Annotated in this window: 24 protein-coding genes, 1 tRNA gene and 1 pseudogene; 8 read left to right on the forward strand and 18 right to left on the reverse strand. The window is 63.9% G+C overall.

All coding sequences use genetic code 11. The features are described from left to right. The first annotated feature begins 92 nt into the window (after positions 1-92). The 3 genes from JJB99_RS30165 to JJB99_RS30175 all read left to right on the forward strand — a co-directional run bounded on the left by JJB99_RS30165 (position 93) and on the right by JJB99_RS30175 (position 2,201). On the forward strand, positions 93-1,067 hold the full coding sequence (locus JJB99_RS30165) for a Bug family tripartite tricarboxylate transporter substrate binding protein (RefSeq protein WP_200495869.1): 975 nt from the start codon (positions 93-95) through the stop codon (positions 1,065-1,067). 346 nt (positions 1,068-1,413) lie between these two features. Beyond that, a tRNA-Ile gene (locus JJB99_RS30170) sits at positions 1,414-1,489 on the forward strand. A gap of 283 nt (positions 1,490-1,772) precedes the next feature. Next, on the forward strand, positions 1,773-2,201 hold the full coding sequence (locus tag JJB99_RS30175; protein WP_246775032.1) for a hypothetical protein: 429 nt from the start codon (positions 1,773-1,775) through the stop codon (positions 2,199-2,201). A gap of 81 nt (positions 2,202-2,282) precedes the next feature. Here JJB99_RS30175 and JJB99_RS30180 read toward each other — a convergent pair whose 3' ends face one another. From JJB99_RS30180 to JJB99_RS30190, 3 genes are all read right to left on the reverse strand, one after another. Beyond that, positions 2,283-2,705: a hypothetical protein gene (locus JJB99_RS30180; protein WP_200495870.1), complete on the reverse strand. Its 423-nt coding sequence runs from the start codon at positions 2,703-2,705 to the stop codon at positions 2,283-2,285. A 93-nt stretch (positions 2,706-2,798) separates the two neighbouring features. Further along, a complete protein-coding gene (locus JJB99_RS30185) occupies positions 2,799-3,143 on the reverse strand; it encodes a DUF1236 domain-containing protein (protein ID WP_200495871.1) in 345 nt (114 codons plus the stop codon). A 337-nt stretch (positions 3,144-3,480) separates the two neighbouring features. Continuing rightward, a complete protein-coding gene (locus JJB99_RS30190; RefSeq protein WP_246775033.1) occupies positions 3,481-3,699 on the reverse strand; it encodes a hypothetical protein in 219 nt (72 codons plus the stop codon). Between the two features lie 105 nt (positions 3,700-3,804). On the opposite strand from JJB99_RS30190, the gene JJB99_RS30195 reads away from it, so the two are divergent. Next, positions 3,805-4,200 carry a PRC-barrel domain-containing protein gene (locus JJB99_RS30195; protein WP_200495872.1) on the forward strand — a complete coding sequence of 132 codons (396 nt, stop codon included), beginning with the start codon at positions 3,805-3,807 and terminating at the stop codon, positions 4,198-4,200. Between the two features lie 126 nt (positions 4,201-4,326). Here the strand turns inward: JJB99_RS30195 and JJB99_RS30200 are convergent, their stop codons facing one another. The 3 genes from JJB99_RS30200 to JJB99_RS30210 all read right to left on the reverse strand — a co-directional run bounded on the left by JJB99_RS30200 (position 4,327) and on the right by JJB99_RS30210 (position 6,612). Next, positions 4,327-5,511: an extracellular catalytic domain type 1 short-chain-length polyhydroxyalkanoate depolymerase gene (locus JJB99_RS30200; RefSeq protein WP_200495873.1), complete on the reverse strand. Its 1,185-nt coding sequence runs from the start codon at positions 5,509-5,511 to the stop codon at positions 4,327-4,329. A gap of 5 nt (positions 5,512-5,516) precedes the next feature. Continuing rightward, positions 5,517-5,936: a CopG family transcriptional regulator gene (locus JJB99_RS30205; RefSeq protein WP_200495874.1), complete on the reverse strand. Its 420-nt coding sequence runs from the start codon at positions 5,934-5,936 to the stop codon at positions 5,517-5,519. A 454-nt stretch (positions 5,937-6,390) separates the two neighbouring features. Then, entirely contained in the window at positions 6,391-6,612 is a 222-nt protein-coding gene (locus tag JJB99_RS30210) for a hypothetical protein (RefSeq protein ID WP_246775034.1), read from the reverse strand. A gap of 70 nt (positions 6,613-6,682) precedes the next feature. On the opposite strand from JJB99_RS30210, the gene JJB99_RS30215 reads away from it, so the two are divergent. Beyond that, positions 6,683-6,883, forward strand: a complete 201-nt coding sequence (locus JJB99_RS30215) for a hypothetical protein (protein WP_200495875.1) — start codon at positions 6,683-6,685, stop codon at positions 6,881-6,883. Between the two features lie 49 nt (positions 6,884-6,932). Here the strand turns inward: JJB99_RS30215 and JJB99_RS30220 are convergent, their stop codons facing one another. Then, on the reverse strand, positions 6,933-7,199 hold the full coding sequence (locus JJB99_RS30220; RefSeq protein WP_349628988.1) for a response regulator: 267 nt from the start codon (positions 7,197-7,199) through the stop codon (positions 6,933-6,935). A gap of 130 nt (positions 7,200-7,329) precedes the next feature. Continuing rightward, positions 7,330-7,692, reverse strand: coding sequence for a PRC-barrel domain-containing protein (locus JJB99_RS30225; RefSeq protein WP_200495876.1), 363 nt, complete (start codon positions 7,690-7,692; stop codon positions 7,330-7,332). Positions 7,693-7,787: 95 nt separating this feature from the next. On the opposite strand from JJB99_RS30225, the gene JJB99_RS30230 reads away from it, so the two are divergent. After that, positions 7,788-7,979 carry a hypothetical protein gene (locus tag JJB99_RS30230; RefSeq protein ID WP_200495877.1) on the forward strand — a complete coding sequence of 64 codons (192 nt, stop codon included), beginning with the start codon at positions 7,788-7,790 and terminating at the stop codon, positions 7,977-7,979. A gap of 750 nt (positions 7,980-8,729) precedes the next feature. On the opposite strand, the gene JJB99_RS30235 is transcribed toward JJB99_RS30230, so the two are convergent. From JJB99_RS30235 to JJB99_RS30260, 6 genes are all read right to left on the reverse strand, one after another. Next, positions 8,730-9,455 (reverse strand): enoyl-CoA hydratase-related protein, encoded by a 726-nt coding sequence (locus JJB99_RS30235; RefSeq protein WP_200495878.1) that lies wholly within the window; start codon positions 9,453-9,455, stop codon positions 8,730-8,732. Positions 9,456-10,013: 558 nt separating this feature from the next. Continuing rightward, positions 10,014-10,730: a fumarylacetoacetate hydrolase family protein gene (locus JJB99_RS30240; RefSeq protein ID WP_200495879.1), complete on the reverse strand. Its 717-nt coding sequence runs from the start codon at positions 10,728-10,730 to the stop codon at positions 10,014-10,016. After that, the gene (gene gtdA, locus JJB99_RS30245; protein ID WP_246775035.1) at positions 10,723-11,799 is read right to left on the reverse strand and encodes a gentisate 1,2-dioxygenase; all 1,077 of its coding nucleotides are present in this window, start codon (positions 11,797-11,799) and stop codon (positions 10,723-10,725) included. Before gtdA ends, JJB99_RS30240 begins: the two co-directional genes overlap by 8 nt. 14 nt (positions 11,800-11,813) lie before the next feature. Then, positions 11,814-13,166, reverse strand: a complete 1,353-nt coding sequence (locus JJB99_RS30250; protein WP_200495880.1) for an MFS transporter — start codon at positions 13,164-13,166, stop codon at positions 11,814-11,816. 63 nt (positions 13,167-13,229) lie between these two features. Further along, entirely contained in the window at positions 13,230-14,879 is a 1,650-nt protein-coding gene (locus JJB99_RS30255) for a benzoate-CoA ligase family protein (RefSeq protein ID WP_200495881.1), read from the reverse strand. 16 nt (positions 14,880-14,895) lie between these two features. Then, positions 14,896-16,050, reverse strand: a complete 1,155-nt coding sequence (locus JJB99_RS30260) for an FAD-dependent monooxygenase (protein ID WP_200495882.1) — start codon at positions 16,048-16,050, stop codon at positions 14,896-14,898. Positions 16,051-16,216: 166 nt separating this feature from the next. On the opposite strand from JJB99_RS30260, the gene JJB99_RS30265 reads away from it, so the two are divergent. After that, a complete protein-coding gene (locus JJB99_RS30265; protein WP_200495883.1) occupies positions 16,217-16,615 on the forward strand; it encodes an acyl-CoA thioesterase in 399 nt (132 codons plus the stop codon). Next, positions 16,612-17,457: an IclR family transcriptional regulator gene (locus JJB99_RS30270; RefSeq protein ID WP_200495884.1), complete on the forward strand. Its 846-nt coding sequence runs from the start codon at positions 16,612-16,614 to the stop codon at positions 17,455-17,457. The genes JJB99_RS30265 and JJB99_RS30270 overlap by 4 nt, the downstream gene beginning before the upstream one ends. Positions 17,458-17,526: 69 nt before the next feature. On the opposite strand, the pseudogene JJB99_RS30275 reads toward JJB99_RS30270, so the two are convergent. From JJB99_RS30275 to JJB99_RS30290, 4 genes and pseudogenes are all read right to left on the reverse strand, one after another. Then, a pseudogene (locus JJB99_RS30275) lies at positions 17,527-17,988 on the reverse strand (metallophosphoesterase family protein); the annotation flags it as partial. A gap of 13 nt (positions 17,989-18,001) precedes the next feature. Continuing rightward, positions 18,002-18,220: a DUF6894 family protein gene (locus tag JJB99_RS30280; protein ID WP_200495885.1), complete on the reverse strand. Its 219-nt coding sequence runs from the start codon at positions 18,218-18,220 to the stop codon at positions 18,002-18,004. A 142-nt stretch (positions 18,221-18,362) separates the two neighbouring features. Then, positions 18,363-19,160 (reverse strand): adenylate/guanylate cyclase domain-containing protein, encoded by a 798-nt coding sequence (locus JJB99_RS30285; RefSeq protein ID WP_200495886.1) that lies wholly within the window; start codon positions 19,158-19,160, stop codon positions 18,363-18,365. Between the two features lie 135 nt (positions 19,161-19,295). Continuing rightward, a complete protein-coding gene (locus tag JJB99_RS30290; protein ID WP_200495887.1) occupies positions 19,296-20,489 on the reverse strand; it encodes an adenylate/guanylate cyclase domain-containing protein in 1,194 nt (397 codons plus the stop codon). Between the last annotated feature and the right edge of the window lie 245 nt (positions 20,490-20,734).

Below are 20,734 nucleotides of genomic sequence, written 5' to 3' on the forward strand. Positions count from 1 at the left end.
GGACCCGCGTCAACACCGACTAAGGCGATGTAGGCAGCGGCCCGTTTTTGTGAAAGCATGTGCCCAACGACAATAGAACAATGGGAGGCGTCATGTTGCGAATTTTGCGTAACAGTATTTTCGGACTGGTTTTCCTTTTCGGTCTTTTCAACGCCCCCCCTCCCGCCGCAGCCGCCTATCCCGACCGCCCCGTGCACTGGCTGATCGGCTTTGCCGCCGGCGGCCCGGTCGACATCGTGGCGCGGATCATGGCGCAGGCGCTCTCCGATCGCCTCGGCCAGCAATTCATCGTCGAGAACCGCACCGGGTCCGGCGGCAACATCGCGGCTGCGGCTGCGGTCAACGCAGCCCCCGACGGCTACACGCTGCTGTTCGTCGCGCCCAACAACGCGATCTCGACCTCGCTCTACAAGAAGCTGCCGTTCGACTTTTTGCGCGACACCGTGCCGGTGGCGAGCATCATGCAGCTCACCAACATGCTGGTCGTCTCCAACGCGTTTCCGGCCAAGACGGTTCAGGACTTCATCGACTACTGCAAGGCCAATCCCGGCAAGATCTCCTTTGCCTCGTCCGGCAACGGCACCTCGGTGCACATGTCGGCCGAGCTGTTCAAGGCGATGACCAAGTGCGACATGATCCACGTACCCTATCGCGGATCCGCGATCGCCTTCCCCGACATCATCTCCAACAAGGTGCAGCTGATCTTCGACAACCTGCCGTCCGCGCTCGAGCAGTCGCGCGGCGGCAATGTCCGCGCCCTTGGCGTGACCTCGCCGCAGCGCTGGCCTGGTGTGCCCGACGTGCCGGCGATCGCCGAGACCGTGCCGGGCTTCGAAGCCGTCGGCTTCTACGGCATCTCGGCGCCGAAGGGCACGCCGAGCGAGGTGATCGAGATCCTCAACAAGGCCGTCGGCGACGCGCTGAAGGACCCCAAGGTGACCGCGCGGCTGACCGAGAACGGCGGCATCCCCAAGCCGATGACGCCGGCCGAGTTCGGCAAGCTGGTCGCCGACGAGACCGAGAAGTGGAAGAAGGTGGTCGAGTTCGCCGGGGTCTCGGTGGACTAGGCCGACTGGGGCCGCGCGCCTGCGGCCCGCCGGCGAAGCGGTGGAGGAGCCTGACCGCCCCTCCCCATCAAAATCGACGAAAACAACCCCATGCACAGTAGAAAAATATCGCGATTGCAATGGGTTACAAAGGCGAACGCGCGAGCCCGCGAAAAAGCCGTTTGACTCGTCGGGCAAAACAGGCGCATAACGGCATCATCGCCAGTTTCGGGAATTTAGAAATACCAGACCGGGCTGTGCCGGCGTGCCCATCGGTGGCTGCCAGCATTGCACCCCCGCCTCCATCCCTGTAAACGAACCGCGCACCGTTGCCGGCCACGCAGACCCGCGAGGCCGCCTCGCGGCGGGGCCTGTAGCTCAATGGTTAGAGCCGGCCGCTCATAACGGTCTGGTTGCAGGTTCGAGTCCTGCCGGGCCCACCAGTCTTCGCTGGTCGCTAACGATGCGGATTTTCGATCTGAAGTCTGCTTCGCGAACGTACGATGCTTCCAAAAGCGGATGTGCGCCTGATGACGAGTAGGAATTTCATCAAGGGTGTCAGTAAGCGCAAAACGCGCTCTGCTGACCTTCTGTGGGTCGGTTTGCACGAAGATCGGACCCTCGAGTGACGCTGGCCCGACGCCGAGCATCCATTGCCTGTCCGCCGCCGGGGGGTCGACAGCAACCATTGCCTATTTTTCCCGTTATCGGCGGGGCGCGAGCAGTGTGAAAGGAATCTCGATGAAGAAGATCGCAATGTCGGCGCTGATGGTCGGCGCTCTTGGTCTGAGTTCGCTGGCGGCGACGTCTCCCGCCGAAGCTCACTGGCGAGGTGGCTGGGGACCGGGCATCGCCGGCGGCTTGATCGCCGGTGCGGTCATCGGTGGACTCGCCTCCTCCGCGTACGCTGCGGGACCGGGCTACGGTTACTATGGTGGCCCCGGCTACTATGGAGCGGGCTATTACGGCGGACCCTACGCGTACGACTACGGTTACGACGAGCCGTATCGCTGGGGTGGCGGATACACCACGACCTACTACACGGCGCCTGTATCCTATGGCTACCGGTACAGGCGTGTCGTGCGGCCCGCCTATGCCTACTATCGCGGATCCTATCCGGTCGTGCGGCACCGCTGGCATCGTCACCATTGGTGACTCCGCCCATCCGGAATGCAAACGAGGGCCGCGCTCGCGATGGGCGCGGCCATTTCGCTGCACCCGGATCGGTCGTCCCGCTCACCACAACCCCGCGGAAAAGAGGTCTTGCCGATCGAAGGCCAGTCGTGGTTCGGACGGTCGTCTCGGCGACTTCGCCAACCGCTTTGCACGCGGACGGGCTTCCGCGGATGTGCGGCCGGGCGGTGCTTTCTTGATCCGGGCGGGCGGTAGTACCGGCATGGCGGCCAGCGCCTCCCGCACCGCCTGCTGCGGCTCTTCGGGCGTCGGCTCGGCCTGTGCCATTTCCGGAACATGAGTGCGTGGGCGCGTGTCGAAAACGATCTTCTCCGGAAGACTGCTTGCCGAGCTGATCCGGATGGTCGTCCTGTCGGGATCGGCCGCGCCTGCACGCTCGACGGGCGCCGGCAGGTACCGGTCCGTTGCGAAGAGCAGCGCCAGCAGCAGGGCGCTCACGAACACGAAATATCGGATGATCGGCATGGAGCGCCGCTTGCAAATGAAGGGAGTCGATTTCGGCGGGCCGGACGTCGGCGGGAGGCGGGCCGCTTCCTTCAGCGGCCCGCCTCGGCGGACTTACTCCACCTCTTGGACCACGGTGCGCGTCGATGGGTCGACCAACATCACGCGCTCGCCGGAGTAGACGTAGCGATACTTCGTGAGAGAAGGACCCCATTCGGCCGGCACGGACTCGAGCTCGACCTCGCGCGGCACGGGCGAGCCGACCACGATCTTCTCGCGGCTCTCTACCGGACGGATCTTGTGTTCGGTCACGTAGCTGCGGATCTTGGTGCGGTATTCGGGCTCGATCTGCACGGCGGCGGCGTGGCTCGTGCCGGTGGTCGTGACGACCGTGGACTGCGCCATCGCGCCCGTCGAGATCAGCGCAGCGGCCGCGCACGTCAGCATCAGCTTCTTCATGAATATCTCCTCGCCGCAGGATGCGGCCTGCGTGAACCCGCGAATGATGGCAAGGTTCCGGGCGTGCGGTGGCACGATTGCCTCTTTTGCCCGCGCGAACTCAGGTTGATACGGCGAGGCCACGGGGGCAGCCTCACCACGTCGCCATCGCGCGCCACCCGACGTAGCGGCGCAGATCATGGGCGTGGTTGTGGCGACGATTCCCCCCGCATACGGACAGCGGGTCCCATACGTCGAAGCCTTCAATGCACCCGTTCGCGCAACTTACAAAAAGGCCCGAAAATGGCTGCGCGAACCGAGGTGACGCCATTCCAGAACTTGGCGAACCACGGCAGAGTCAAAAGCTTTGGCTTGACGATGACGAAGAGCCGTTCGACGACACACAGGCTGAGGAGGTCCAGGCGAGGATCATCGCGGTCCCGGTGATCCAATGGCCTTCGCCGGCGACCGCCAACGCGACAAGCTTCAACGGCTCGACCGTCGCCGTGGGTACCGCCAGTGGAAGGAGCGACGGATAGGGTCCGAGGTTCTTGATCGTTCGCTTCAGGCCCATCACGGGTGCTCCTCCCCACCTAACTTCCCTATCCTGCCAGTGTTCCGACTTTGGAACATTTGCCACATTTTCCCGTTGGATGAGACCACTCATCGGGAGGACAAACAGATGAAGAGATCTTTCGCTATCGGATCCTTGCTGGCGGCGACCCTAGTCACCGGTGCTTTTGCCGCGACAACCGTTCTCACCGCGGCGCCGACGGAAAGCTGGACGATCACGAACTACTACAAGCAGGCCGTCTACGATCCGAAGGAAAGCAAGATCGGCGATATCGATGACGTTCTCGTCGACAAATCCGGCAAGATCACCGGCCTTGTGATCGGCGTCGGCGGGTTTCTCGGCGCTGGCGAGAAGGATGTCATCGTCCCCTTTACCGCGGTCAAGACCGCCAAGAAGAACGACAAGTGGTGGTTGACCCTGGACGAGACCAAGGACGCCCTGAAGGGCGCTCCGGGCTTCAAATACGACCGCGCCAGCACCACTTGGGTGCCCGAGAAGAAGTAGCGCGATCAATGCGAGCGTTCGGATGGACGCTCGCACTTTGGTGGAGTTGAAGATCACGGCCAGTCGATTCAACGAACTCCGCGCCACAACGCTCCGCTCGCTCTATTGGCATCAACCTGATGCCGACTAAGTCGGGAGCGATTGCTCGAGAAAGAAGCGAAGCATCTCCCTGGTCGCATCCGGCCCACTCGGATCGGTGTAGGTCCCCGCCGGACTACCTCCCGACCAAGCGTGGCCTGCGCCGTGAACATTCCAGTGCTCGGAGACGGCGCGCCCGCTCACGTCGATCAAAATGGTGCGGGTATACGCGTGCCCGTGTGGCACTTTTCCAGCGATGACCTTCGCCTTCAGATCCGACGCATTACCCGCCTGTTCGGCGATACGGTCGCCGTTGTTCGGATGCACCGTTGTGTCTCGGTCGCCATGGAAAACGATGGTCGGCACCTGCGGTCCACCATGGGAAAGCGTAGAGCGGGCTCCCTGCCGCATGGCCACAAGAGCGGAGGGAAGATCACTGGCGGCTCCGCAAACCAAGCCCGAATGGATGCCAACGGCGGCGTAGAGGTCGGGGTGCGTCGCAGCCATGATGGCAGCCGCCGCGCCGCCGGCCGACATCCCGGCGACGTACACACGCTTTGGGTCGACCGGGTAATCCCGCATGATTTGGCGGGTGATGCCAGCGATCAGGGAAGGCTCGCCGCCGTCCCGTTGCTGGTCGCCGCCACGAAACCAATTCCAGCACTTCGACTGATTGGCTCCGCTCGGCTGCTCCGGATACACCACGAAGCACTTCCGTTCTTCGGCCAGGAAATTCATGCGGGTGCCGGCCGCGAAATCGTCCGCCGACTGGGTGCAGCCGTGAAGCATGACCACGAGGGGAAGGGGCTCTCGTCGATAGCGGCTCGGGACGAAGAGCTTGTAGCCTCGAACTCCGGCCGCGTTGCCGAATGTGCCGGCAATGAATTGCGTCCCGTCGGGCGCGATATCCGATGAGGAGGGAGGAGCGCGCAACATCGGGCCTCGCAGACCGAGGCCGGCGAACTCTCGCATGTTGTCAAAAGGGGCGGGGCGTGCGCGCGGCTGCGCGGAAGCGGCGCGCGTGGTTTGGTGCCTTTCCTTCTCCCCAATCACGTCGGCCTTCACCTCGATGGTCGGCGGCTCCGGCCGCGCTGGCGCGGGAGGGCCCGTGCGAGCAAACGGTTCTGCGGCACTTTCACCCTGGAGCATGCGCTGCAGAAGCGCAGTGGCCTCGACCAACTTGCCCGCGCGCGTGAGACGCGTGGCCTCCTGGACCCTGTTTCGATTCAGCATCGGCGTTACCTCGTTCTGTCGGCAAGAGCGGCCTTGACCGCGGGAGTGGCATGGAGGGCTCCGAGCACCGAGACCGAAGCGATCGTGGCGCGTGCCAGATCGGGCGTGACGTCCTGGGCGATGGTCGCCAAGCCGAGGACATTGATGTGCAGCATCTCGCCGGCGCGCTGCGCCGCTTCGAGATCCCGGCGGGTGAAGTTGCGCAGCCCGAGGTCCAAGCTTTGTCTGGCCGTCGACTGCTTGAGAACATCCGCATGCCGCTCGAGCTGATTGCGGATGGCCGTCCGGATGAAATCGGTGCGGTTCGAATAGAACCCTTCCTGCACCATCAGATCGACGTGACCGAGGTCGACGTAACCAAGGTTGATCGTGATTTTCTCGGTATCCGAAATCTTGGGGCGTAGGTCGCGAACGTTGTCAGTCATGGGAACGGCACCTCTTACCATCCCCATGGATGGTTGCTGGATGGAATATGGATGTCACTAAGCAATTTACAAGGGACAATTGGGACCGGCCGGCTACCGGCATGCCGTCGGCGGGTCAGCCTCGTCTGGAGCCGCAGGCAGTTCAGCTAAGCCATGCGGTGTCGAGCCGAGGACCGCGCCCGAGTCGGTCCGAAACGTCGAGCTGGCCCCGCCGCTACGTTGGCAGCCGCAGCGACCTTGCTGGGCACCGACACGACCCTGGGGTCCAACTCCCGCTCGTTCGGGCCAGAATCGCTTCCAGCCGCTCCGGCTTTGCTTCCGCGCGAGCAGCTTTGCGACCGTCGACATTGCCTCCCAACGTTGGCATCTACAAACGAGTGGTACGCCCACGACGAACTTGCCACTCCTGGCGCTGCGAGGCCCGGACCCTGCCCCGACGGCTTTTCCTGGGCCACTATTTCGCCGGCGGCCCCAGCGGGCCGTCCACCCACTTCCAGGCGGCGGGATCGTGCAGCGGATCGTCGTCGCAATCCGGGCAGACGTAGCGCTCCCCGCCGCTGGCGGCCTCGTCGCGCACAAGCTTCATCGCCGCCCACAGTGCGGGCACGGCTTCCGGATTGGATGCAGCAGCGACATTTGGCTTCCCCGCCTCGGTCAGCGCTTGCCAGGCGGGCACAAGCGATCTCTTGACGTGAGCCTCGCCGACCACCGAAGATTGGTGTTCGGCTATGTTGTGGGGTGGCGTCATGGACGAGTTCTACAGTGGCTTCGCGCAGCGGGCACGCGATCTGGCGGAGAAGGCCGACCCGTTCACTCGGCGGCGGCTTCTCGATCTGGCCCAAAGGTACGAGCTCAAGAGCAGACCGGGATCGAGCCACAGACGGCCCTCGCCGCCACCGCGCGTAACCCCGCCGGCGGTTCTCTTCTCCGGCTCCGGCGAAGCCTGACGCCGGGGCCCGCTTTCGGCCGCGAAGCGCGGTTTCCAGACGACCCCAGTCAACCCGGCGATCTCGCGCCACCGAGCAGCTGCGCGACGGCGGCGGCCAATTGCGCCGGCGCAAACGGCTTCTCGATCAGGATGCTGCCGCCGACGGCTTGCGATTCCCAGTCCGGCGCGCTGGCGCTCGTCATGTAGAGCACGGGAAAATCAGGCGTGATTTCCCTGATCCGCCGCGCGAGCTCCCATCCGCTGATGCCATCACCCAGGTTGACGTCCGTGAGCAGCGCCCGACACCCCTCGCGGCCGTCACGAAAGGTAGACATGGCCGCCTCTCCCGAACGGACCGCGCAGGCATCAAACCGCCGTCGAGCAAGGCGTCCTCGATGAAGCTGCAGATCAGCGCTTCATCCTCGACGACCAGAACACGAACGGCATTACCCACTTTCAAGCCTCTCAAGCCACCGGCACACCGTAGTAGGCGTTCACGGAGCGCGCGGTCGCGGGGTCGCTCCAATTCCAGCTGCTCTCGTCGGCGTATTTGGGGGCACCGCGGAGCTGGTCCTGGGTGATGCCGATGACGTAGCCGCCGAGGTTTGTGTCGTATTTCAGGGCCTGCCACGGCAGCGGATAGTGATCGTCGCCGATGCCGAGCAGGCCGCCGAAGCTGAGCACCGCGTACGACACCTTGCCGCTGACCTTGTCGATCATGACGCGCTCGATGTAGCCGACCTTTTCGCCGCCGGCCCCGTACACGTTCGTGCCCTCGACCTTGTCGCTTCCGATCAGGCTGAACGTCTCGCGATCTTCCATGGCCATGTTGACCTCCCGGATGTTGTCTTGTGGAATCAACCGGTCGACGATGGCTCCGTTCCCGGCCGGGGCGGCGTTGTTCTGGACCAGCGGAGGTCGAGATGGAGCTGACCGATCTGGAACGTGATTTTCTGAGAAGGCTTCTCGGCGAATCCTGGGTCAGCCCGCCGATGTTTGACCATGAGATCGTGGCGCGGCTGGTGGAGCTAGGTTTCGTGGAAACCGAGCCGCTTCCCTCCGGAGATGTCGAATACCGGATCACCGACGCAGGGCGAGCGGCGGCTACCGCGTAACCCACCAGGTCTGAGATCCAGCAGGTCGTGTAGTCTGGGTGGCCGGAGCCTCCTTCACCACGGTCGACCAGGTCGCCGCCCCAACCCGCCAGATCTGCTTCCAAGGGACAAACCTACGAAGGAGTGGCAGACCCTCAAGTTCGGAGGAACGATAATTCTGATAGCCCATTGACCCTTGAAGGACCGTCGCCCGCCGTTGAACTACGAGCGGCCTCGTGGAGGTCTGACGATGGACCCGAATGATCGAGCAGCTTTGGTCCTATCTGCTGTCGCCTTGGCCATCGCCATCGTGGCTGCATCGACAGTCACGCTAGAGCGCGTCAATACACGCACGGCCAGCAACGACGCACCTCCCGGAACGGTAGGACTCGCCAGGCCGCACCCGCCGCTGGACCGTGCGGCCGGTGAACCGATACTGACAGCAGGCGGGCCGTCCAATGCAAACATTCGGCAGCGTCCCTGACGGGATGTGCAGAAACGGCCCATTGTTCGCGCTGTTCGGACAGCGAAGCCACCGCCAGCTCGACCTCCGTCTTCTACGCGCGGCGTGAAGCAGCTACGCTCCTCCGCGCCGATCAGCCGAGAAGCGTACCTGTCGCGTGTCGCTCGTGCAAATTGGACCACCGGTTTGTTTCGCAGGCCCTCTCCTCGCGCCTGGATCGAGCCTCCGACGAATGATCGACAGGCCCCAGGGGTCAGCGACCATGGAAGGCCGGAACGCGCTTGTCCCGAAGCGCGCGGAAATATTCCTCATGATCGTCGCTCTGCGCAAGACGAGCAAGTTCGGGGAACAGCGCCGCGTACGCGGCTTCCTGACCTTCGCTGAGCGCACGGTGCGCCGAATTCATGGTCGCTCGAATGCCAAGCGGAGCTGCCGCGGATGATCTTTCGAGCGATCTCGATGGCCCGATCGAGTTGCCTACCAGGCGGCGTCACGAATTGAACGAGGCCCATCCGGTATGCTTCGTCGGCGTCCCATTCATCGCCTGTCAACATATAACGCATCGCATTCGCCCAACCCGCTTCGCGGACAAAACTGATCGGTGCGCCACCGGCCGGGAAGTGGCCGCGGGTGACCTCCGGCTGTGCGAATACGGTATTGCTTGCGGCAACCCGGACATCGGCAGCAAGAAAAAGCTCGTGGCCGGCGCCTTGGCACTTCCCGTGTACGGCGACGACGAGTGGCTTCTCTCGACGCGGCGGGATGGTGCCGACCGGATTGACGAACTGCTGGATTTCCGGAAAGCGACCGGTCCGTAGGACTGGTGCCCAGCTTTCGGCGTCAAGGACGCCGCCGACAAAGTCGGCACCCTGGGAATAGAGCACCGCGACGCGCAGAGCGTCATCGTGATCGAGCATATACATTAAACGGCCCAAGCCGATGACGCTCGACAGTTCGACGCGGTCGTTGTCCTGCCGAATGCCGATCTTCAGAATTGAGCCGTCTAGCCGCTCGACGCTGACGTTGCTCGGCATCGTTCCCTGCCCGGTCAGAGCAGGCGCAGGCGCAACCGGCGGTGGACTCTGCGCGAAGCTCGGGCTGGCTGCGAGGATCGTAGCGGTCGCGCCGGCGGCCAAAAAGGCTCGCCGATGCAATGCCCCTGCGTTCGTCCCGGAGAACTGCTCAGAGGACTGCCGCGGGTGATCTTGTTCAGGTACGTCACTGTGATCGTTGAGCTCACCAAGACGTCGGCCATTGCGGTGTTCCTCTTCTCACGCATCGCGTTGTCCGGAAGAGATACGACGGCCTTGCGTCGGCAACTATGGAGCATAATGTTGACAAGCCGTGAAGCAGAACTTCACAGTCAGACAAGCCGCGGTCGGTGCAGTCCAGCACTGCGACCGTGGTAACCTAATATCGCGTCGATCGTGAGCGCGATGCTGATCGTCACCGATCTCGGACCAATCTCTCGGCGACCGCATCGCTCGCAACGATCCTGTGGCTGGTGGCGCTACGGCGGGAACGCGGCGAACACGATCGAACGCAACCCAAATCGTCGCAAATCAATGAAGCGGAGCGTCCGCTCTTTTGCTTCAACAGCCCTGTTCTACGGGGATCCTGATTTCGCCCAGCCCCTCGATTCCTCCTGTCATCACTTGGCCGCGCTGCACGGGGCCAACGCCTTCCGGCGTTCCCGTCATGATGACGTCGCCGGGTTTGAGCACCATCGACTGCGAGCAGATCGAGATGATGTCCGGCACGGGCCAGATCAGTTTTGAGATGTCGGAATCCTGCTTGAGCGCGCCGTCGACCGCAAGCCAGATACGCCCGGCATAGGGATGGCCGACCTCCGAGACCGGTCGCAGCGGAGCGATCGGCGCCGAGAGATCAAAACCCTTGCCCCAGTCCCAGGGGCGGCCCTGTTCACGGGCTTGAAGCTGCAGATCGCGACGGGTCAGATCGATGCCGACGCCGTAGCCCCAGACATGATCGAGCGCGCGCGCGACGGGGATGTCCGTTCCGCCCTGCCCGATCGCCACGATCAGCTCGATCTCGTAGTGGAAGTTTCTGGTCTGCGGCGGATAGGGAACAGTGGTGCCGTCGTCCACGACCGTGTCAGCGGGCTTCATGAAGAAGAACGGCGGCTCGCGGTCGGGATCGCGCCCCATCTCGCGGGCGTGCGCTGCGTAGTTGCGGCCGACGCAGATGATCCGGCGCACCGGAAAGCGCGCCGTGCTGTTGTGAACCGCGACGGAGGCTTGCGGCGGCGGAGGCAGGACGAAATCGGCGTGAGTGTTGGCGTTAGGCATTGCCGCGGTCCTCCCGGAACAGATGTAGGGCTTCCTGAATGGGTCGATCGGAGTAGGAGAAGATCACGGCGTCGCCGCTGGCGGACTCGTGACGCACGCGATGCCAGGAGGGAACGACGAAGATGTCGCGCTTGGCCCACTCGACCGTGACGTCCTCGCCGGATCGCGCCGAGATGACGCTGCGGCCCCTGCCCTCGATCGGCACGAACACGGTGGCGTCGGTCGAGCGATAGGCGGCGGTGGCGAAGCCCTTTGGCAGGAGCTGGATGAACGTCGCCATGGTGGCCATGGCGTGATTGCCCGTGATCGGGTTGGTGTAGCGCATCTTGAGCCCGTGGCAGGGGTCCCAGGCGGCACTGCGTCGCAAGCGCTCGAGCGCCTCGCGCGTTCGTGCATAGGGATAGTTGAACACCGGCGAGGCGCCGCCGCCTCCCCGGTGGTCCACGGGAAGGAGGTTGTGGCCATAGCGGGCGTCGCTGTCGCCGATCGGCCTCGTGATCGGCTGCTCGTCGACGTCGAGATGTTCGGCGAAGGATGCATCCAGCATCTGAATGACGGGAATGTCGAGACCATCCAGCCAGAACACGGGATCGGAGCTGGGATTGCCGTGATCGTGCCAGGCCCAGGGAGGCGTGATGATGAAATCACCTTCATGCATCATCGTGCGCTCGCCGTTCACCGCCGTATAGGCGCCCTCGCCTTCGAGAATGAAGCGCAGGGCGGACTGGGTATGGCGGTGTGCCGGCGCGACCTCACCCGGCATCACCAGTTGCACGCCGGCATAGAGATCGGTGGTGATCTTGGATTGCCCGCGCAGGCCGGGATTTTCCAGAACCAGGACGCGCCGCTCGGCTTCCTTTGCGGTGATGAGACCGCCGGCCTCGAGCATGAAGCTGCGGATCTCATCGAACCGCCATGAGGCTGGCCGGCAGGCGCTCTTCGGCTCGGGCGTCACGAGATCGGCCAGCGACAGCCACAGCGCCGTCAGGTTGCTCTTGTCGATCTTGTCATAGAAGGCGCGCCGCTCCGGCGTATCGGCGGTCGGCGCCATGATGGCTTGCTTGGACATTGTCTGTCTCGCTGTCAGTGATGAAGCGCGGCCGACGGCACGAGCTTGAGCGACGGCTCCCGTTTGCGCAGGGCGATTACCGCAAGCCCTGCCAGCACGGCCGGCACTGCGGCCGCCAGAACGACGAACTGCGCATTCCAGCCGAACCCGAGCAGCATGCCGCCAGCGACCGGACCGATGATCGAACCGATGCGGCCGACGCCCAATGCCCAGCCCACACCGGTGGATCGGATTTCGGTGGGATAGAGGCTTGCGGCAAGCGCATTCATGCCGATCTGCGCACCGACGACGCCGAAGCCGGCAAGGAAGGTCGCGATCATCAAGGTCCAGACATTGGCCGATCCGAACGCGATCCCCGCGATGAAGAGCGCCGAGGCGCAATAGGCCCCGCCGAGCACCAGATACGGATCGAGCCGATCGACGAAGCGGCCGAGCACGATCGCGCCGACGACGCCGCCGGCGTTGAGCACCGCCGTCGAGAGGATCGCGATGTTGAGCGGCAGGCCGCTCGCCTTGAGCAGCGAGGGCATCCAGTTCACGAGGAAGTACATGACGAGCAGGTTCATGAAGAACGCGACCCAGAGCAGCAGCGTCATCGATGCACGGCCCTCGGCGAGAAGCTTCGTCACGGGGAAGCCGGCCGCTTGCGAGGGCGGCATGACATAGCGGCTTTCCGTCGCCGGGGAGACGGTCGGGTCGAGTCTTGTCAGCAAGCTTGCGATCCGCTCGTCCGTGGCGCTGCGCGTCATCAGGAAGCGGATCGACTCGGGCAGCCAAATGAAGAGGACGATCAAAGTCGCGAGAGGAAGGATGCCGCCGACGATGAAGACCGCGTGCCAGCCGAAGGATGCGATCAGCGGCGCGCTGATCACGCCGCCGATCGTCGAACCCAGCGGGAAGCCGCAGAACATGATGGCGATCAGCAGCGCGCGCATCCGCTTGGGCGCGTATTCGCTGGTCAGCGCGATGATATTGGGCATGGCGCCGCCAAGGCCAAGGCCGGTCAGGAAGCGATAGACCAGGAGCTCGTTCAGCGTGGCCGCGCGCGCCGTGATGAGCGCGAAAAGGCCGAACAGCAGCACCGAGAGCAGGATCACGTTCTTGCGGCCGAACCGATCAGCCGCGGGGCTCAGGATGAAGGCGCCGACGGTGAGGCCGGCGAGACCGGCACCGAAGATCGGGCCGAAGCCGGCCATCGCGATGCCCCAGTGCTCGGCGATGACAGGCGCGACGTAGGCGATCGCCTGAGTGTCGAAGCCGTCGAGCATGGCAATCCACGCGCAGAGCACGAGGATCAGGAGCTGGAGGCGTCCGAACCGCGCCTGTTCGATGATTTCGGTCACGTCGATTGTCGTCGCAGGAGACATCACGAACTCCAATGTGCCTGGGGTTGTTTAGGGGTGACAGTGCGATGGGAGGGGCGGCCGCGCTCAGGCGTCCAATGGCGCGCTGCGCAGCTGCTGACGGTCGATCTTGCCGGTCCCGGTCTTCGGCAGATCGGACCGGTATTCGACGAGGCGCGGATATTTGAACGGCAGCAGCTTCGCCTTGACGAAATCCTGGAGCTCGCGCGTGAGCGCTTCGCTGGCAGCGTGACCATCGCGAAGGATCACGAACGCCTTCGTGGTCATGCGGCGATCGGCTAGCTCCAGGCCAAGGACCGCGCATTCGCGGATCGCGGGATGCTCCGACAGGCACAGCTCGATCTCGAGCGGATAGATCCATTGGCCGCTCACCTTGATGAGATCGTCGACGCGGCCGACGAACGTGAAGAAGCCGTCCGCGTCCTCGACCAACCTGTCACCGGTCCAGATCCACCCCTCCTCGCGCATGGTCTGCGCGGTCTTATCCGGCCTGTTCCAGTAGCAGGGCGCGTTGGAGTGACCGCGGACCCACATCACGCCTTCCTGACCTCGCGCGACCGGCTCGCCTTCGGGCGTGGTCAGCCGGATCTCATATCCCGGGACGCGCTTGCCGGCGGTGCCGGTCTTCTTCTGCGCACGCGTGTTCGAGAGATAGATGTGCAGAACCTCGGTCGATCCGAGGCCCTCGACGATCTCGTGGCCGAAGCGGCGCTTCCATTCATTGAAGATGTCCTGCGACAGCACTTCGGCGGCCGAGAGACACAAACGCACGCTGGTGAGATCGGCGCTCTCGATACGCGGATGATTGAGCAGCGCGTTGTAGAGCGTCGGCAGGCCGAAGAAGAGTGTCGGCTTGAACCGCGCGATCGTGTCGAGCACCGCGCTCGGCTCGGGCCGGCCGGCGAGCAGCACCGTGCTGGCGCCGACCGAGAACGGGAACGAGATCGAATTGCCGAAGCCGTAGGCGAAGAAGATTTTCGGCACGGAGAAGCAGATGTCGTTCTCCTCGATTCCCAGGATGTGCCGCCCGAAGCTCTTCGCCGTGTAGGCCATGTCGTGCTGGAGGTGCACGATGCCTTTGGGCCGGCCGGTGCTGCCGGAGCTGTACATCCAGAACGCCATGTCGTCGCGGGACGTCGGCGCTGCTTCCAGCTCTGGGGGAAATCCTGCGAACCACTGGTCGCCGTCGAGGATTTCGAGCGAGGGCTCGCCAGTGGCCGCGCCGTTCAGCACGACCAGCGTGCGGAGCTGCGTTCCCGCGATCGTCTCCCGGTCGAACAGGGAGGCATATTCGGCGTCGATCACCGCGACCGCCGCAGCCGAATCCTGCAAATAGAAACCGATGAGGTCCTTCGGTGACAGCGTGTTGATCAGCATCGGCACGAAGCCGGCGCGGACCGCGCCGAAGAACACCGCGGGATAGGACGCCGTGTCGTTCAGCAGCAGGAGCACGCGATCGCCGCGGCGAAGCCCGAGCGAGGTGAGCGCGTTGCCGCACTGGGCGGCCTTGGCGCACAACTCGCGATAAGTGGTGTTGCCGGTCGCCGCATAGATCGCGACCTTGTCGGCACGGCCCGCTTCGAGATTGTCGAACAGGATTTCGCTGGCATTGTAGCGCACGGCGATCTCGAAGCCGATCTCCTGCGCGCTTGCTGCATCGTCAGGCACACGGTCCACGATCGCCTGGGCGAGGCTCTGGTCGGTTCCGTCGGTCATGGGACTGTTCCTCTGCTCAAGCCGATGTGCCGGGGACGAGGCAATGCGCGTCGTAGCGCGCCATGAAGCGCGGCGACATGGCGCGGAGCTGATTGTCGTCGATCCGCCCCGAACGGGTGATGTAGCTGTAACCGAAATCCAGCGGCGCGAGCTTCATGTGCTCGCCGAAGCGCTCGTACCAGGCCGCGCTGGTCCTTGCGGCCTTGACCAGCTTCTCCACCACCGGGCGGCGCATGGCTTCATAGGCTTCCAGCGCACGGCGGAGACTGTTCGTCTCGCCATCGAGCGCGTTGACGAGCGCGATGACGTCCTCGAGCGCAAGGCGCGTGCCCGATCCGATCGAGAAATGCGCGGTGTGGAGCGCGTCCCCGACGAGCACCATGTTGCGGTGCGACCAGCGATCGTTCCACAACCAGGGGAAATTCCGCCAGAACGATTTGTTGCTGACGAGAGGATGGCCTTCCAGGGTATCGGCGAACACCTTCTCGCAAAGCGCCCTGCTCTCGTCCTCCGTCTTCTCCGCAAAGCCCGCATGCAACCAGGTGGCGCGGTCGCACTCGACGATGAACGTGCTCATGGTCGGCGAATAGCGGTAATGATGGGCGTTGAAGCTGCCGAACTCCGTCTCGACGAAGGTCTGGGTCAGCGTCTCGAAACGTTTGGTGGTGCCGTACCAGGCGAACTTGTTGTCGTCGTAGGAGAGCGACGTCTTGAAGTCGCCCTCAAAGGTCCTTCGTACCAGCGAGTTGATCCCGTCGGCGGCAACGATGAGATCGTAGCCTGTGAGTTCATCGACGGAACGCACGATCTTTCCGAAGTGCAGGTCGGCGCCAGCGGATCGGGCACGCTCGGTCAATTCAGTGATGAAATCGAGCCGTCCGACCGCGGAAAAGCCGACGCCGTCGAGCACGACGCGCTCGCCGCGATGAACGAGCGTGATGTCACGCCACCTCTCCATGCGCGCGGAGAGGACCTCTTCGGTTTCGGGATCGTCGGCGCGCAGAAAATCGAGCGCCTTGTCGGAGAAGACGACGCCGAATCCCCAGGTCGCCCCTTCGGGATTCTGTTCGAAGACGTCGACGTGAGCCCCAGGATGCCGGCGCTTCCACAGCGCGGCGAAGTAGAGCCCCGCAGGACCACCCCCGAGCACGGCAATGCGACCGAGCCGCATGAGCTTCCCTTCCCTGTTGTTTTTGGTGTCAGCTTCTGTTTGCGCATTATGAAATTAATTTCCGATAACGCAATAGCCTTATTGCACAGTATGGAATCTTTTTTCTTGTATGCAAAAGCGGATGCGGCGGTAGACTTCCATCCAGAGTAGTCAGGGAGAATTTGGGATGTTCGAGACAGCTTTTACGATCGAGTGGGGCGATTGCGACGAAGCCGGAATCGTTTTTTATCCCAACTACTTCTACTGGTTCGATTGCACCTATCAGCGCTGGCTGCGCAGGCTCGGCTTGAGCCAGCGCGAGCTCAAGCGCCGCTTTGCCGGCGTCACGCCGCTGGTCAATGTCGGGGCCCAGTTCGTGGGGCCGGCGCGATACGACGATGAACTGGTGATCCGCGCAGACGTCGCCGAGTGGCAGGAGCGACGGTTTCGAATCGACTACAAGCTTTCGGTGGGGACCGTGCAGGTTGCCACCGGCTTTGAGCAGCGCGCCTGGGCTCATGTCACCGATGCAGGCGGACTTCGCGGGGCGAGCGTGCCGGCCGAGTTCAAGGAATTGTTGAAATGAAGCGGACGCCTGCGAAAGATGTCGGCGAAGAGAGCGGGGCGGCGCCGGGCGGGATTCAGGCTCTCGATGCCGCGCTCTCGGTGCTGCGGGTGCTGCGGTCCTTCGAGGGGCCGGCGACGCTGTCGGATATCGCACGGGAAGCCGGCATGCCGCCCAGCAAGGTCCACCGTTATCTGGCAAGCTTCATTCATGCCGGCCTTGCCGTGCAGAAGGAGCGCTCCGGCCGATATGACCTCGGCCGCGAAGCTGCAGAGCTGGGTGTCGCGGCCATCAGCCGGAACAACTTCGTCATCCGCGCATCCGAAGAGCTCGAGGAATTGGCCACGGTGACCGGACAGGCCGCGCTGCTTGCCGTCTGGAGTCACAATGGCCCAACCGTGGTCAGACTGGAGAGAGGGCCCCATCTGACGACCACGTCGATTGGTCTTGGCAGCACGTTTCCGTTGCTGGACTCCGCGACCGGACGTGTCTTCCTGTCCTATCTGCCGTCCGCCCAACTGGCCGTGCGACTGCAAAACGAACTCGAGCGTGCCGCTTCTGCCGGCGTCAGCTGGCCGGATCTCAGTCCCGACCTGGCAAGTGTCGGCGCACTGACGATGAAAATCCGGCGCGAGCGTGTTGCCTATGTCGACGGACGTTACATCCCGGGTTTGGTCGCGATCTCGTCGGCGATCACGAACTGGCAAGGCGAGATCGAAGTCGCCGTGACCCTGTTCGGCACACACAGGGACTTGCTGGAGCCGGATAGTCCCGCGCGAGGCGCCTTGATCGATTTTGCCGCCCGTCATTCGATCGTCCCACCGGCCCAACTCGGCAATTCGCCCGGTGTGCCAACGCGATAGACTGCGCCTGCTGCATCTCACCGGTTTGCTTCCGGGGACCACCGGCGCCTGCGGGTGGCTGTCACACGTTCCGAGATCATGAATAACAGGATGGAGCGCGCCCTTTCGATCCAGATCGAGCGTTGCCAGCGTGATCGGTAGCTTGAATCGCCTGCGCCCTGCACTTCCTGGATTCAGGTAGAGCACGCCACCGACGGTCTCGATTGCGACGCGATGCGAATGGCCCGATATCACGACTTCGATCCCAAGCTCCGTCGGGTTGACCGTAAGTTGCTTGAGATCGTGCAAGACGTAGAGGACGCGGCCGCCAAGGCGCAACGTTTCGGTGTCAGGCAAGCGCCTCGCCCAATCGCCCATATCGACGTTGCCCCTGATAGCGGTCACAGGCGCGATCCGGCCAAGGCGGTCCACGATCTCCGGAGTGCCGATATCGCCGGCGTGGATGATGTGGGACACGCCGGCAAGGCAGCGCTCCGCCTCCGGCCTCAGCAGCCCATGCGTGTCCGAAATCACCCCAATCTTGAGCGTCATCCTGGATCGCGATTCAGTGCAGGATATCCAGTGGGACCCGGCCGATCTCTTCGCCATCCTGGTTGGTGATCAGGATCGAAAAGCGACGACCTTCGAGCTCAGGACGCTCCTTCAAGAGTTGCCTCGCAATCTCTTCAGCAACGTCCAGGGCCTTGACGTCATCAGGCAACTCGGCCCCTCCCTCGTCGGCAATTGTTTTCGAATCGACCAGATCAAAATGATAGCGCGGCACGTCTTTTCCTCGAAGTATCCACGCGCAACGCGCGGTCTCAAGGCTTCGTTCCCGCCGGCAGCCGCATGGTATTGACCATCCGAGCAGGAACCTTGGAGCTGGGCCACAAGCGCAGGGGCGAACCAATCTCACCTTTCACCTTTCACCCCACCAGCCGATACAACCGCCACCTTTCCGGCACGCCCTTGAGCTGATGCACGCCGTGATCTCTCAAGCTGATCGTGGTCTGCGCCTTCAGCAGGTCCTTGACCGCGCTCGACACCAGGACTTCGCCGGCACGGGCTTTCGCGGCGACGCGAGTGCCGATGTGGAAGGCGAGGCCGACCATTTCGCCGCCGCTGATCGTGTACTCGCCGTGGTGAAGCCCCACCCTGATCTCGAGGCCGAGCGTGCGCACGGCCTTCTGGATCGCGGTGGCGCAATCAACGCCGGCGGCCGGCGCCTTGAAGGTCGCCAGCACGCCGTCGCCGGTGGTCACGACCTCCTTGCCGCGCGAGGACTTCAGTTCTTTGCGAACCGCGGCGTAATAGTGGCCCATCACCTTGGTCCAGCGCGCGTCGCCGAGCTTGGCGGCTTTGGCGGTGGAGCCGACGATATCGACGATCAGGATGGTGGCGAGGACCTGCTTGAGCTCGCCATTGGCGGCGGCGGAGCGGGGCCGGTCCGCGATCGGTCCTGTCAGCGGCTCATAGCGATGGCTGCGGCGACGCGCGATCGCGGCCTTGGCATAGTCCCGGGCGCGCTGCGCCGTGCGGCAAGGAATCGTCTTCTCCTGCGGCAGACGCGCCCAGTAGACCTTGCGACCGCTCCCCGCGCCCTGGACCTCCACGGCGCCCCATTTCAGGAAAATCTTCGAGCCGACGCGCCTGACGCACCACGCCTTCGACGTGTATCCCGAGACGTTCGACTGATGGACACCGATGCGGAGGAATTTTGGCATGAACGCGCGGCCGATCGAAGGACCATGTGGGCGGACCCGAGACGGAGCGTAGTTGGCCACTCGCGCGTTGGCAACAGAGCTGCCCGCAATGAGGAAATTGGCCTCAGGCTCACGGCACCGACCGTGGCCCTGCCCTCACCCGGGATACGCAAACAGCTCGATCGGATCGCTGAAGCCGCGCACCTCGTATTTGCCCACGTGCTCGAGCTCGAACTCACGCGCGACCAGCTCGGCGAAGTCGCGCGACAGCAGCACCGGCTTTCCCACCTGCTTGGTCAGCGCCTCCAGGCGCGAGGCCATGTTGACGGCGGGGCCGATCACGGTGAAGTCGAGCCGGCTCATTGATCCGATATTGCCGTACATGACGTCGCCGACATGGACGCCGATGCCGTAGTTCAGCGGCGCGCGGCTGGTCGCACTGTTGCGCGCGTTCAGCGCGGCCATGGCCTGACGGGCCTCGGTCACGGCATGCAGCAGGTTGGCGCAGGCATTGGGCTGGCTCAGCGGGAAGATCGCCAGCAGGCCGTCGCCGATGAATTTGAGGATCTCGCCGCCGTGCTTTGCGATCGGCTCCGACATCGCATCGAAATAATCGTTGAGGAGATCGATGACGTCGTCGCGCGGCCAGTTGTCGGAGATCTTGGTGAAATCACGCAAGTCGCAGATCATGATCGCGGCGCGCACCGTGGTGCCGGTGCCGCGCCGCGTGGCGCCGGCGAGGATCAGCTCGCCGGCATGGGAGCCGACATAGGTCTCGAGCAGCGTCCGCGCCAGGCGGTTCTTGACGCGGATCTCGCTGACCAGCGCGAGCACCGGCAACACGCTCTGCAGGGCCGCGACATGCGCGGCGTCGAAGCCGCCGGCACGGTCGGTCGCGAAGGTGATGAGATGGCGCTTGCCGAGCGTGTGGTAGAGCGGCCAGGCGACATAGTCGGTCAGACCCTTTGCCCGCATCTCGTCATAGAGGGCGTGCTTGCGGCCGAGCGACGGATCGCGCTCGAGATTCTCGCGCACCTCGGTGGCGCCGTCCTGCATCTCGTTGGCGGGACTACCGATGTACTCGGACCGCTCGCGCACATCGTAATCCACCCGCGCGAGCTCCGCCTCGCGCATGCCGTCGGACCACATGAAGCGGGCGCCCAGCCATTGCGGATGATGGATCAGGACGTGCAGCGTCGACCGCTTGAGCGGGATGCCCGCCTGCTGGAGGCGGATGCACATCTCGGCGAAGATGTTGTCGATGAAGCGCTCGTCGCGCGTACCGTGGGTGAGCCAGTCGACGACGGCGTCGGCTTGCGTGGGGGCATGGTCGATTGTCGGCGGGTTCATATCCGGCCCCTTCGCGGCGGTCTGCATCTGCCGCAGATATCGTGCTGAGGGCGAGCGGCGTCAACCTGGCCAGATGCGCAGATTGTGCGCAGTCGGATTGCCCCACGCTGGATTCACCCGAGATCCATGGCCACCGTCGCAAGTTGTGGTCGGGCCGGTACTTGAAACGCTCGCTGAATTTCCTGGTGAACTCCTCGATCGCCGGCGGCGCGTGCTCCTCGCCGCGATCGGCTTTGGCGACGGCC

Source organism: Bradyrhizobium diazoefficiens, assembly GCF_016616235.1.
GTDB lineage: Bacteria > Pseudomonadota > Alphaproteobacteria > Rhizobiales > Xanthobacteraceae > Bradyrhizobium > Bradyrhizobium diazoefficiens_H.